Genomic DNA, 12,723 nt, shown 5'->3' with positions numbered 1-12,723 from the left:
CCTTACTCCCGCGCCAGCGCATCGATCGGCTTCATGCGCGCCGCATTGCGCGCGGGCAGGAAGCCGAACAGCACGCCGATGGCGGTCGAGCACAGCAAGGCGCCGCTGACCGCCGCCGCCGAGAACACCATGGGAAAGCCATCGGCGAAGACCGTGAAGGCCAGCCGGCCCAGCCCTGCCAGCAGCACCCCGCCGATGCCGCCGGTCAGGCACACCAGCGCGGCCTCCAGCAGGAACTGCACGCGGATGTCGCCCGGGCGCGCGCCCACCGCCATGCGCACGCCGATCTCGCGCGTGCGCTCGGTGACCGACACCAGCATGATGTTCATCACGCCGATGCCGCCGACCAGCAGCGAGATCACCGCGATCAGGGAGATCAGCAGCGTCATGGTGGCGGAAGTGGATTCGATGGTCTGGCGGATGGTGTCCATATTGTTGACGTAGAAATCGCTGCGTCCGTGGCGGCGCTGCAGCAGGTTCTCGATGGCGGCCTGTGCCGCCGCGGTGGGCACGTCGTCGGCCACGCGCACCGTGATCGATTTCAGGTAGTTCTGTCCCAGCAGGCGCGTCATCGCCGTGGTGTAGGGAATCCACACCGTCAGGCTGTCGTTGCCGCCGAAGGTGCTCTGCTTGGGGGCGGTCACGCCCACCACCCGGCAGGGCACGTTGCCCAGCACCAGGATCTTGCCGACGGCCTGCTGCGCACTGGCGAAAAAGGCCTTGCGCGTGTTGTCGTCGATCACCGCCTGCTGCGCCCGCAGCCCCACCGCGTCCTCGCCGAACCAGCGCCCGGCCGCCAGCGTCAGTCCGCGCACGTCCGCATAGCCGGCGCCGACACCCGCGATGCTGGCGGTGGCCGACACGTTGCGGTAGCGCACCGAGCGCGAGGCGCTGACGCCCGGCGACACGCTGGCGACGAAGGGCTGGCCGGCCAGCGCGTCGGCATCGCGCGTATTGAGCGTCTGCACGCGCGCGGCACGCTCGTCGCCGAAGCCGGCGCCCGGATAGACCTCGATGGTATTGGTGCCGATGGCGCTGATGTCCTGCAGGATGCGCTGGCGCGAGCCTTCGCCCAGCGCCACCACCGACACCACCGAGGCGATGCCGATGATGATGCCCAGCATGGTCAGCAGGGTGCGCAGCTTGTGCGCGCGCATGGCGATGGCGGCCATGCGCCCGGCCTCCGCCAGGCGCGGCCATGCCGCGGCGCCGTGCCGGCCCGCGCCGGCCGCAGGCAGGGCCGCGGCGCCGGCCTCGATCCGCGCCGGCGCCGCCGCGGCCGATGGCGCAGCGCGCCGGTCGGCCACGATGCGCCCGTCGCTGATCTCCACCACGCGCCGCGCGTGTGCCGCCACCTGCATGTCGTGGGTGACCAGGATCACGGTGTGGCCGGCGGCGTTGAGCGCTTCCAGGATGCCCAGCACCTCCTCGCCGCTGGCCGAGTCCAGCGCGCCGGTCGGCTCGTCCGCCAGGATGACCTGGCCGCCGTTCATCAGCGCACGCGCGATCGACACGCGCTGCTGCTGGCCGCCGGACAGCTGCGCCGGCCGGTAGCCGATGCGGTGCGGCAAGCCCAGCCGCTCCAGCAAGGCGTGTGCGCGCGCGGCGCGCGCGGCCGGCGGCGTGCCGGCATAGACCGCCGGCATGGCGACGTTGTCCTGTGCGTCGAGGTCGCCCAGCAGGTGGTAGCGCTGGAACACGAAGCCGAAATGCTCGCGCCGCAGCCGCGCCAGCTGGTCGTCGTCCAAGGTACGCGTGTCCTGCCCGGCGATGCGGTAGCTGCCCGTGCTGGGCTGGTCCAGGCAGCCCAGCAGGTTCATCAGGGTCGACTTGCCCGAGCCGGACGGGCCGACGATGGCCACCATCTCGCCCGCGCCGATGTCCAGGTCGACGTCGCGCAGCACCGTGACGCTGTCCTCGCCCGCGGGAAAGCTGCGCGAGACGCCGCGCAGGGCCAGCAATGGTTCTGCCGTGTGCATGCCGTCCCCGCCCTCACATGCCCATCGGCGGCGGGCCCATCGGCCCCCCGCGGGAGGACGACTGCGCCGCGGCCGGGTCGCCCACCACCACCCGCTCGCCATCCGCCAGGCCGCCGAGGATCTCGGCGCTGACATGGTTGTTGATGCCGACCCGCACCCAGCGCGGCCGTGGCCGGCCGTCGGCGCCGAGCACGCGCAGCCGGTAGCGGCCGTCGTCGCCGCGCGCGCCCAGGGCGGCCGCCGGCACGGTCAGCGCGCCGCGGTGCGCCGCCACCGTGACCGCCACCTGCGCGGTCATCGAGATGCGCAGCTTGCCCTGCGGGTTGGGCACGTCGAACTGGCCGTAGTAGTAGATCGCCGAGCTGGAAGTACTGCTGCTCGACGAACTCGAACCGGTCGACGTCGACGCGCTGCTGCTACTGGTGGCGGTACTGGTGCTCGACATCGATTCCGGGCCCGGCTCGATCGAGGCCAGCCGCGTGCGGTAGGGCTGGTCGGGCTCGCCCAGCACGGTGAACGAAACCGGCATGCCGGGCTTGACCCGCAGCACGTCCGCCTCGGAGATCTCGGCCATCACGGTCATGGTGCCGAGGTCGGCCAGCGTGACCAGGGTCGGCGCCGACTGCGCCGCGTTGACGGTCTGGCCGGCCTGCACCGGCACTGCCACCACGGTGCCGTCCATCGGCGCCACGATGCGCGTGTAGCCGAGGTTCACCGTGGCCGTATCGACGGCGATGCGGGCCTGCTCGATCTGCGCGTCGAGCGAGGCGATGCCCGCGCGCGTGCTGTCCAGCAGGGCCCTGGCGCTGTCGTAGTCGGCCCGGCTGCCCGCATCCTGCGACAGCATGACTTCCTGCCGCGCGAAGGCCAGCTCGTACTGCTGGAGCAGCGCTGCCTTGGCGGCGCGCTGCGCCTGCACGTCGCGCAGCGCCGCGCGGGCGTTCTTCAGGGTGTTCTGCTGCGTCAGCGAATCGATCTCCGCCAGCAGTTCGCCGCGCTTGACCTGCTGGCCCACCGACACCGCGAGCGTCTTGATCTGGCCTGACACCTGCGCGCCCACGTAGACCTGCCGCGCCGCCTTGATGATGCCGCTGGCGAGCACGGTGTCCTCGATGTCGGCGCGTACCGCGGCGGCGCTCAGGTAGGCCGGCGGCTGCGGGCGGCCGCGCCAGGCGAACGCCGCGCCGGCGAGCAGCAGCACCGCGCCGGCCGCCGCCGGCCAGCGCCAGCGCGGCTGCGCCAGGATCTTCGGCATCCGTCTCATGCGCCACCACCCAGGACCTGGTAAAGCGTGACCAGGTTGTCCTGCCACGCCAGTTGCAGCGAGATGTCGTCCTGCTGCGCGCTGTACCAGCTGCGCTGCGACGTCAGCACCGTGGTGTAGGACTCGACGCCGGCGCGGTAGCGCGCCAGCGACAGCTCATAGGCCGCCTGCGCCGACGCCACCAGGCGCTGCTGCGCCGCGCGCCGGTCGGCCATGGTGGCGCGCACGGCGAGCGCGTCGGCCACCTCCTTGAAGGCGTTCTGCACCGCTTTCTGGTACTGCGCCACGGCGATGCGCTGCGCCACCTTGGCCGATTCCAGCGAGGCGCGCAGCGCGCCGCCGTCGAAGATGGGCAGGTTGACGCTGGGCGCGAAGCTCCAGTAGCCGGTGCCCGCCTTGAACAGGCTCGACAGGCCGGCGCTGGCGGTGCCGCCGGCCGCGGTCAGCGTGATGGTGGGAAACAGCGCGGCGCGCGCGGCACCGATGTCGGCATCGGCCCCGCGCAGGGTCTGCTCCGCCTCCACCACGTCGGGACGCGCCAGCAGGACCGTGGAAGGCAGCCCGGCATCGATCTCCTTGCCCGCCGCGACCGCCGTCACCGCTTCCACGCCGGCCGGCGGCGCCAGTTCCACCGGCACCGGCGCGCCCAGCAGCAGCGCCAGCGCGTTCTCGTCCTGCGCCACCTGGGCGGCATACCTGGCGACGTCGCCCTGGGCCGCAGCGACCGACTGCTCGGCCTGCTTCACATCCACGGCCGAAGCCGTGCCCAGCGCGGCGCTGCCGCGCGTGATCTCGTAGGAAGCCTGCTGGCTGGCCAGCGTGCCCTGTGCCAGCCGCTCCAGCGCGCGGTCGGAGGCCCAGGCCAGGTAGGCGCTGGCGACATTGGCCACCAGCGTGATCTGGGCCGCGCGGCGCGCCGCTTCCGTGTTCAGGTAGCTGGCCAGCGCCGCGTCCTTCAGGCTGCGCACGCGGCCGAACAGGTCCAGCTCGTAGCTGGAGGTGCCCAGCGTGGCGGTGTACTCGTGCGAAACCGTGGCGGCACCGCTCGACGACAGGCCGGCCGGCGTGCGCGTGGCGGTGCCGCTGCCGCCCGCCGACAGGGTCGGCAGCAGCGCGGCGCGCTGGATGCGGTAGGCGGCGCGGGCCTTCTCGATTTGGAGCACCGCGACACGCAGGTCGCGGTTGTTCTCCAGCGCGATGGCGATCAGCTTGCGCAGCCTGGCGTCGGTGAAGTAGTCCTGCCAGGGCGTCTCGGCCGGCATCAGGCGCTGCTGCGCGGCGGTGGCGGTGGCCGCGGCGGCTGGGAACGTCGACGGCACGGCGCTCTCGGGCTGCTGGTACGCCGGCGCCAGCGTGGTGCAGCCGGCCAGCGCCAGGAGCGCGGCGGCCAGCGCGGCCGCGGCGTGCCGGCGGTACCCCGGCGCCACGGGCACGACGGCCGCGGCGGGCACGATTCGCTCGATGGTCTTGGTGGGCATGGGCATGGTCATGATCCGATCCGCGCTGCCGCCTGGGCCGTGGCGGCGCGCTCGCGCCGCCGCCCCAGCCAGCCGGCGACGAGGGTGTAGAACAGCGGGGCGTAGACGATCCCCAGCACGGTGGCGGCCGCCATGCCGCCGATGACGCCGGTGCCGATGGCGTGCTGGCTGGCCGAGCCGGCACCATGGCTGACAGCCAGCGGCACCACGCCCAGGATGAAGGCCAGCGAGGTCATCAGGATGGGGCGCAGGCGCATGCGCGCCGCCGCCAGCGTGGCGGGCAGCAGCGCCTCGCCGGCTTCGTGGCGGGCCTTGGCGAACTCGACGATGAGGATCGCGTTCTTCGCCGTCAGGCCGATGGTGGTGAGCAGGCCGACCTGGAAATAGACATCGTTGGAGAGTCCGCGCAGGGTGGCCGCCAGCAGCGCGCCGAGCACGCCCAGCGGCACCACCAGCATCACCGAGAACGGGATCGACCAGCTCTCGTACAGCGCGGCCAGGCACAGGAAGACCACCAGCACGGATACCGCGTACAGGGCCGGCGCCTGCGAGCCGGACAGCCGCTCCTCGTAGGACAGGCCGGTCCATTCGGCACCGATGCCGGCGGGCAGCTGCTTGACCAGGCGCTCCAGTGCCGCCATGGCATCGCCGCTGGCGTACCCGGGCGCGGCGCTGCCGACGATCTCGATCGACGACAGGCCGTTGTAGCGCTCCAGCCTGGGCGCGCCATAGGTCCAGGCGGCCGTGGCGAAGGCCGAGAACGGCACCATCGCGCCACTGCTGTTGCGCACATACCATTGGGCGATGTCCGCGGGCTGCATGCGGCTGGACGGCTCGCCCTGCAGGTAGACCTTCTTGACGCGGCCCTCGTGCAGGAAATCGTTGACGTAGGCGCCGCCCCAGGCCGTCGACAGCACATCGTTGACGTCGGCCACCGCAACGCCCAGCGCGCCCGCCTTGGCGAAGTCGACCGACAGCTGCACCTGCGGCGTATCGTCGAGGCCGTTGGCCCGCACGCCGGCCAGCGCCGGCTCCTTGGCCGCGGCGGCCAGCAGCGCGTCGCGCGCGGCCACCAGCTTGTCGTGGCCGAGGCCGCCGCTGTCCTGCAGTTCCAGGTCGAAGCCGCTGGCATTGCCCAGGCCCTGCACCGCCGGCGGCATCATGGCGAACACGCGCGCGTCGCGCAGGCCGGCAAAGGCGCGGTTGGCGCGCGCCGCCACCTCCGCCGCGCCCTGCCCGGCGCCGCGCGCGCTCCAGTCCTTGAGCTTGACGAAGGCCATGGCGACGTTCTCGCCGCTGCCGGCGAAGCTGAAGCCGGCCACGCCGAACACCGACTCGACCGCGCCCGCCTCGTGCTGCAGGTAGTAGCGCTCCACCTGCTCGAGCGCCGCCACGCTGCGCGCCTGGGTGGCGCCGGCCGGGAGCTGCACCGAGGTCATGATGATGCCCTGGTCCTCGTCGGGCAGGAAGGAAGCCGGCAGGTGCAGCAACGCCGCCACCATCACCGCGCCCAGCACGGCGAACACGGCCAGCCAGCGGCGCGGGCGCGTCAGCACGCGGCGCACGCCGTCCTGGTAGCCGGCGGCACCGCGCGCGAAGGCGCGGTTGAACCAGCCGAAGAAGCCGCCGCCCGCGCCGTCACCGCCACCGTGCCCGCCCGCGTGCGGCGCCGGCGCGCGCAGCAGCGTGGCGCACAGCGCCGGCGTCAGCACCAGCGCCACCAGCACCGACAGCGCCATAGCGGACACCATGGTCACGGAGAACTGGCGGTAGATCACCCCGGTCGAGCCGCCGAAGAAGGCCATCGGCACGAATACCGCGGCCAGCACCAGGGCGATGCCGACCAGCGCGCCGGTGATCTGCGGCATCGAGCGGCGTGTGGCCTCGCGCGGCGACAGGCCTTCTTCGGTCATCACCCGCTCGACGTTCTCCACCACCACGATGGCATCGTCCACCAGCAGGCCGATCGCCAGCACCATGCCGAACATGGTCAGCGTGTTGATGGAGAAGCCCAGCGCCGCCAGCACGCCGAAGGTACCCAGCAGCACCACCGGCACGGCGATGGTCGGGATCAGGGTGGCGCGCAGGTTCTGCAGGAACAGGTACATCACCAGGAACACCAGCACGATGGCCTCGGCCAGGGTCTTGATCACCTCCTCGATCGAGATCTTGACGAAGGGCGTGGTGTCGTAGGGATAGACGACCTCGACGTCGGCGGGCAGCTCGAGCTGCGCCAGCCGCGCCTTGACCGCGTTGGCGGTCTTCAGCGCGTTGGCGCCGGTGGCCAGCTTGACGGCCAGCCCGGTGGCCGGCTTGCCGTTGAAGCGCGACACCGAGTCGTAGCTCTCGCTGCCGATCTCGACGCGCGCCACATCGGCCAGCCGCACCTCCGAGCCGTCGCTATTGGTCTTCAGCAGGATGCGGCGGAACTGCCCGGGGGTCTGCAGCCGGCTCTGCGCCGTCACCGTGGCCTGCACCTGCTGGCCGGCCAGCGCCGGCGCGGCGCCCACCGAGCCGGCCGAGACCTGGGTGTTCTGCGCCTGCAGCGCACTGGTCACGTCGGCGGGCTCCAGCGCGTACTGCTGCAGCCTGGCCGGGTCGAGCCAGATGCGCATGGCGTACTGCGCGCCGAACAGCTGCACGTCGCCCACGCCGTCGACGCGCGCGATCGGGTCCTGCACGTGGGCGGCGACAAAGTCGGAGAGGTCGGCCTGGCCGAGCTTGCCGGTACGGGAGACAAAGCCGGCGATCAGCAGGAAGCTCGACGAAGCCTTGGTCACCGTCACGCCCTGCTGGCGCACCGCGGTGGGCAGCAGCGGCTCGGCCAGCTGCAGCTTGTTCTGCACCTGCACCTGGGCGATGTCGGGGTTGGTGCCGGCATTGAAGGTCAGCGTGATCCTGGCATTGCCCGCCGAGTCGCTGGTCGAGGCCATGTAGCGCAGGTTGTCGATGCCCTTCATCTTCTGCTCGATCACCTGGGTGACGCTGTCCTCGATGGTCTTGGCGGAGGCGCCGGCATAGGTGGCGGAGATCGAGACGGAGGGAGGCGCGATGTCGGGATACTGCGCCACCGGCAGGGTGGTGATCGAAAGCGCGCCGGCGAGCGCGATCACCAGGGCGATGACCCAGGCGAAGACCGGACGGTCGATGAAGAAGCTGGCCATCGCTTACCTCGCCGCGGTGACGGTGGCGGCCGCGCCGGCGGCCGGGCTGGCGGCGGGCACGGACGCGGCGTCCTGGCGGACGGGGGCAGCGGCGGTAGCGGCGGTAGCGGCGGCGGCTTCCACCGCCTTCACCTGCATGCCGTCGCGCACCGTCTGCAGGCTGTCGACCAGCACCTTGTCGCCGCTGGCGAGGCCGCCGGCGACCAGCGCGTCGTTGCCGGCGTTACCGGCGGCCCCGGCGTTGCCGCGCACCGTGACGGCGCGGGTCGCGACGCGCCCGCCGGCGTCGACCACCTTGACCGAGGCATTGCCCTTGGCGTCGCGCGCCAGCGCGAGCTGCGGCACCTTGATGGCCTGCTCGTCCACTCCCTCCTGCAGCAGCGCGCGCACGTACATGTTCGGCAGCAGCAGGCCGTCAGGATTGGGAAAGGTGGCGCGCAGCGTCACGGTGCCGGTGGTCTCGGAGACCGTGACGTCGGTGAAGGCCAGCCGGCCCGCGAGCGGATAGAGGCTGCCATCTTCCAGGCGCAGCCGGACCTCGGCGCCATCGCCGGCCTGGCGCAGCCTGCCGGCGGCCAGTTCCTTCTTGAGGCGCAGCAGCTCGGCGCTCGACTGCGTCACGTCGACGTAGACGGCCGAGAGGTCGTTGATGGTGGCCAGCGCGCTGTCCTGGCTGGCGGTCACCAGTGCGCCGGCGGTCACGCTCGACTTGCCGATGCGCCCCGAGATCGGCGCCTGGATGCGGGTGCGCTCCAGGTCGATGCGGGCGCTGCGCAGCGCGGCGCGGTCCGACACCACGGCGCCGGCGGCCGACTTGGCGCTGGCCACCGCGTCGTCGTAGTCCTGGCGGCTCACGCCCTGGATCTTGAGCAGGCCGGCATAGCGCTCGGCCTTGGCCTGGGCGGTGGCCAGCGTGGCCTCGGCCTGGGTCAGCGTGCCGCTGGCGTTGTCGACAGCGGTACGGTAGGTCGCATCGTCGATCTCGTACAGCACGTCGCCCGCCTTGACCATGGCGCCCTCGGTGAAGCGGCGCTGGCGCACGATGCCGCTGATCTGCGGCCGCACCTCGGCGCTCTGCACGGCGGACACGCGGCCCGGCAGCTCGCTGGTCACGGCGGCCGGCGCCGCGCGCACGGTCACCACGCTGACCTCGGGCACGGCGGCGGCCTGTGGCGGTGGCGCCTGGCGGCCGCAGGCGGCCAGCGCGGCGGCCAGGCACAGGGCCACGGCCAGCCCCCCGGTACGGCGCGGGTGCCCGCGCTGCGGCAGGGATTGGGGAAGCACTTCGGGGCGGTGCCCGACGAGGAATGCTGGGCCGCGATGCGAGGGCTCGCGGGTGCCGCGCCGGCCACCCGGCCCGGACGGGAATATCATGCCTTGACTCCGGTCTGCGCGCGATCGTGCGCCATGGCCAGATTGTCCCGAGAGCGCGCCGTCGCAGGGGTAAGCAGCCGGCAAGCAAGGTGTAAAGAAGGTGTAAAGGCGGGTGACGGCAGGTCACGGCGCATTGCCGGCGCCCGGGCCGCCACCCATAATGGCGCCGCATGGGGGCCATATGAACGGCCCCCTGACGAGACCCGAATGTGAAGATCCTGCTCATCGACGACGACGCCGAACTGTGTGCCATGCTGGCCGAATACCTGGGAGCCGAAGGCTTCGAGGTCACGGTATGCGGCAACGGCGAAGCCGGCACCGAGGCCGCCGTGAGCGGCGCCTACGACGCCGTGGTGCTCGACATCATGCTGCCGCGCATGAGCGGCATCGACGTGCTGCGCGCGATCCGCCAGCGCGCCGCCGTGCCCGTGCTCATGCTCACCGCCAAGGGCAGCGACGTGGACCGCGTGGTGGGCCTGGAACTGGGCGCGGACGACTACCTGCCCAAACCCTGCTATCCGCGCGAGCTGGTGGCGCGGCTGCGTGCCGTGCTGCGCCGCACGCAGCACGGCGGCGGCATGCCGGGAACGGGACAGGGGCAGGGACAGGGCCAGGGCACGGGGCCGGCGGACCAGCTGGCGGCGGCCGGCGTGGTCCTGCAGCCGGCGCAGCGCATCGCCCGCTTCGCCGACACCTTGCTGGAACTGACCGTGACCGAGTTCAACCTGCTCGAATACCTGCTGCGCAACGTCGACCGCGCCATCTCCAAGGACGAGCTCTCCGAGCGCATCCTGGGCCGCGCGCGCGAAGCCTACGACCGCAGCGTCGACGTGCACATCGGCAAGCTGCGGCAGAAGCTGGCGGCGGCCGGCGGCCCCGATCATCTGATCGCCACGGTGTGGGGTTTCGGCTACCGGCTCGAATCCCGGCCGGTGGCCTGAGCGGCCGCCCGTCCACGACCCGCGCGGAGCGCACATGCCCATGGGACGCTTGTTCTGGAAGATCCTGCTCGGCTTCTGGCTGACGCTGGTCGCCGTCGCCGGCGGCACCGGCCTGTGGTTCACGCTGCAGCGCGCGCACCCGCCGCAGGATGCCGCGCTCGGTGCGCTGGCCGCGCGCACCAGCGAAGCCGTGGTGCGCAGCGCGGCCACCACGCTGTCCCTGGGCGGCACGGATGCGCTATCGCGCTGGCTGGCCACGCTTGGCCCTGACCAGCGCCGCCATTTCTCGGTGCAGGAAGACGAGACGCCAGCCCCGTCGGAGACTCCGGCGCAGGCCCCGTCGCCGCCCGCGCCCGGCGCGGTCACGGTGGAACGCGGCGAACTGCTGGCCCCGCAAGCCACCATCCGCGCCGCCGCGCCCGACGGACGGCGCTACCGGCTGCAGTACCGCGAGACCGTCGAGGGCCTGCCCTACGAGGGCGACCCCGGCCCGCCGCCCGAGCTGCTGATCTCCTGCCTGCTCGGCAGCCTGGCCTTCAGCGCCCTGCTGGCGTGGTACCTGACCTCGCCGATCCGGCGCCTGAGCCGCGCCTTCGACCGTTTCGCCGCCGGCGACCTGGGTGAGCGCGCGGCGCCCGCCGTGGGCAGCCGCCGCGACGAGGTGGCCGATCTCGCGCGCGACTTCGACCAGATGGCCAAGCGCATCCAGGGCCTGATCGCCGAACGCGAGCGCCTGCTGCACAACGTTTCGCACGAACTGCGCTCGCCGCTGGCGCGCCTGCACGTGGCGGTCGACCTGGCGCGGCAGGATCCCGCCAGGACCGCCGGCGCGCTGGCACGCATCGAGCGCGAGGCCGAACGCCTGAACACCCTGGTCGGCGAGCTGCTGACCCTGTCGCGCATCGAGCACGGCAGCCTGGAGCTGGACGCCTATTTCGATCCGCGCGCGCTGTGCGCCGCCGTGGTCGAGGATGCCGGCTTCGAGGGCTCCGCGAGCGGCAAGGCGATCCTGCTGGAAAGCGGCGCCGCGCTGGGCGGCACCGGCGAGGCGCCCGCCGCGCTGATGCGCGGCAACCCGGAACTGCTGCGCCGGGCCATCGAGAACGTGGTACGCAATGCGCTGCATGTGAGCGCCGAAGGCGTGCCGGTGGAGGTCCGCTTCACACGCGATGCCGCCACGCAGACCTACGCCATCACGGTCAGCGACCGCGGGCCTGGCGTGCCGCCGGAGGCGCTGAAGACGATGTTCGAGCCCTTCGTGCAGGCGCACGACGGGCAGCGCGAAGGCTTCGGCCTGGGCCTGGCCATCGCCAGCCGCGCGGTGGCGGCCCATGGCGGCACCATGCAAGCCGCCAACCGCAGCGGCGGCGGCCTGGCCGTGACCATCCGCGTGCCGATGTGCGACGAGGCCGCTTAGCAGGCATGCGCGGCGCGCTCAGCCCGCTGCCGGCAGGGACAGGTCACCGGGCGGCTGCGCCGCCGGGCCCGCTTCGACCGCGTCGGGCCACGGTGTCAGGATCTCGTAGCCGTCCCGCGTCACCACCACCATATGCTCCCACTGGGCGGACAGGGAACGGTCCCGCGTCACCACCGTCCAGCCGTCGGACAACTGCTGCGTCTCCGCCCGGCCGGCGTTGAGCATCGGCTCGATGGTGAAGATCATGCCGGGAGAAAGCCGCAGGCCGGTGCCGGGACGGCCGTAGTGCAGCACCTGGGGCTCGTCGTGGTAGATCCGCCCGATGCCGTGGCCGCAGTATTCGCGCACCACGCCGAAACCCTCGCGCCGCGCCACCGACTGGATCGCATGGCCGATGTCGCCCAGGGTCGCGCCCGGGCGCACCGCCTCGATGCCGGCCATCATCGCCTCCAGCGTGGTGCGGACCAGGCGCTGCGCCAGCGCGCTTGGCTGGCCCACGATGAACATGCGGCTGGTGTCGCCGTACCAGCCGTCCTTCTCGATGGCGATGTCGAGGTTGACGATATCGCCGTCCTTCAGCACCTGCCCGGAGGGAATGCCGTGGCAGACCACGTGGTTGACCGAGGCGCACAAGGTCTTCGGATAGCCGTGGTAGCCGACATTGGCGGGCCGGGCCTGCAGGACCTCGACGATGTAGTCGTGGCAGAAACGGTCCAGGTCGTCGGTCGTCGCGCCCGCCTTGACCCGCGGCGCGACGGCTGCCAGCACCTGGGCCGCGAGCCCGCCGGCCCGGCGTGCCATGGCAACGGCGGAGGGGGGATGGAGAGGAACCCGCGCGGAACGCACCATCACGCCGCCCTCGCTTCGCCGGCGCCGTCCGCCGCGGTGCCGCCCTCGGCTTCCGCCTCGACCAGCATGCGGCAGATCTCGGCATAGCTCAGGGTCGGATTGAGTTCGGCCAGCATGCCGATGCGGAGCCAGTGCTCCGCCTGGGCGTTGACGGAACGGCTCAGTGCGCCGCTGGCCTGGCGCAGGGACGCGTGCATGGCGTCCGAGATCTTGACGATGCCCATGGCAGGTTGGGTATATACGATTTATAACGTTTC

General features: G+C 72.3%; 9 protein-coding genes. 2 read left to right on the top strand and 7 right to left on the bottom strand.

Annotation, left to right across the window (positions count from 1 at the left end; translation table 11 throughout):
- Positions 1 to 2: 2 nt before the first annotated feature.
- Genes BKK81_RS25155 through BKK81_RS25135 form a run of 5 tightly spaced genes read right to left on the bottom strand, consistent with a single transcriptional unit; the run spans position 3 to position 9,259 of the window.
- Complete coding sequence (locus BKK81_RS25155; protein WP_071018651.1) at positions 3 to 1,979, bottom strand: MacB family efflux pump subunit; 1,977 nt, start codon at positions 1,977 to 1,979, stop codon at positions 3 to 5.
- A gap of 13 nt (positions 1,980 to 1,992) precedes the next feature.
- On the bottom strand, positions 1,993 to 3,234 hold the full coding sequence (locus BKK81_RS25150; RefSeq protein WP_071018649.1) for an efflux RND transporter periplasmic adaptor subunit: 1,242 nt from the start codon (positions 3,232 to 3,234) through the stop codon (positions 1,993 to 1,995).
- Positions 3,235 to 3,239: 5 nt separating this feature from the next.
- Entirely contained in the window at positions 3,240 to 4,733 is a 1,494-nt protein-coding gene (locus tag BKK81_RS25145; RefSeq protein WP_231908214.1) for an efflux transporter outer membrane subunit, read from the bottom strand.
- Entirely contained in the window at positions 4,730 to 7,885 is a 3,156-nt protein-coding gene (locus tag BKK81_RS25140; protein ID WP_071018647.1) for an efflux RND transporter permease subunit, read from the bottom strand. The genes BKK81_RS25145 and BKK81_RS25140 overlap by 4 nt, the downstream gene beginning before the upstream one ends.
- Positions 7,886 to 7,888: 3 nt before the next feature.
- Positions 7,889 to 9,259, bottom strand: coding sequence for an efflux RND transporter periplasmic adaptor subunit (locus tag BKK81_RS25135; protein ID WP_083384428.1), 1,371 nt, complete (start codon positions 9,257 to 9,259; stop codon positions 7,889 to 7,891).
- Positions 9,260 to 9,510: 251 nt separating this feature from the next.
- Between BKK81_RS25135 and BKK81_RS25130 the strand changes: the two genes are divergently transcribed.
- On the top strand, positions 9,511 to 10,200 hold the full coding sequence (locus BKK81_RS25130) for a response regulator transcription factor (protein ID WP_197524069.1): 690 nt from the start codon (positions 9,511 to 9,513) through the stop codon (positions 10,198 to 10,200).
- A 40-nt stretch (positions 10,201 to 10,240) separates the two neighbouring features.
- A complete protein-coding gene (locus tag BKK81_RS25125; protein WP_071022275.1) occupies positions 10,241 to 11,617 on the top strand; it encodes an ATP-binding protein in 1,377 nt (458 codons plus the stop codon).
- An 18-nt stretch (positions 11,618 to 11,635) separates the two neighbouring features.
- On the opposite strand, the gene map is transcribed toward BKK81_RS25125, so the two are convergent.
- Both map and BKK81_RS25115 read right to left on the bottom strand, forming a co-directional pair.
- Positions 11,636 to 12,466: a type I methionyl aminopeptidase gene (gene map / locus BKK81_RS25120; RefSeq protein ID WP_071018643.1), complete on the bottom strand. Its 831-nt coding sequence runs from the start codon at positions 12,464 to 12,466 to the stop codon at positions 11,636 to 11,638.
- Positions 12,466 to 12,690, bottom strand: a complete 225-nt coding sequence (locus BKK81_RS25115; protein ID WP_071018641.1) for a ParD-like family protein — start codon at positions 12,688 to 12,690, stop codon at positions 12,466 to 12,468. The genes map and BKK81_RS25115 overlap by 1 nt, the downstream gene beginning before the upstream one ends.
- Positions 12,691 to 12,723 lie beyond the last annotated feature (33 nt).

Origin of the sequence: Cupriavidus sp. USMAHM13 (assembly GCF_001854285.1) — a bacterium.
Lineage (GTDB): Bacteria > Pseudomonadota > Gammaproteobacteria > Burkholderiales > Burkholderiaceae > Cupriavidus > Cupriavidus malaysiensis.
This window is presented reverse-complemented; position numbering and strand designations above follow the sequence as displayed.

Excerpts from the sequence above, each read along its gene's own strand:
- BKK81_RS25125 (WP_071022275.1), top strand. The coding sequence starts at position 10,241 with ATGGGACGCTTGTTCTGGAAGATCCTGCTCGGCTTCTGGCTGACGCTG.
- BKK81_RS25130 (WP_197524069.1), top strand. The coding sequence starts at position 9,511 with ATGCTGGCCGAATACCTGGGAGCCGAAGGCTTCGAGGTCACGGTATGC.
- map (WP_071018643.1), bottom strand. The coding sequence starts at position 12,466 with ATGGTGCGTTCCGCGCGGGTTCCTCTCCATCCCCCCTCCGCCGTTGCC.
- BKK81_RS25115 (WP_071018641.1), bottom strand. The coding sequence starts at position 12,690 with ATGGGCATCGTCAAGATCTCGGACGCCATGCACGCGTCCCTGCGCCAG.
- BKK81_RS25155 (WP_071018651.1), bottom strand. The coding sequence starts at position 1,979 with ATGCACACGGCAGAACCATTGCTGGCCCTGCGCGGCGTCTCGCGCAGC.
- BKK81_RS25145 (WP_231908214.1), bottom strand. The coding sequence starts at position 4,733 with ATGACCATGCCCATGCCCACCAAGACCATCGAGCGAATCGTGCCCGCC.
- BKK81_RS25150 (WP_071018649.1), bottom strand. The coding sequence starts at position 3,234 with ATGCCGAAGATCCTGGCGCAGCCGCGCTGGCGCTGGCCGGCGGCGGCC.
- BKK81_RS25135 (WP_083384428.1), bottom strand. The coding sequence starts at position 9,259 with ATGATATTCCCGTCCGGGCCGGGTGGCCGGCGCGGCACCCGCGAGCCC.
- BKK81_RS25140 (WP_071018647.1), bottom strand. The coding sequence starts at position 7,885 with ATGGCCAGCTTCTTCATCGACCGTCCGGTCTTCGCCTGGGTCATCGCC.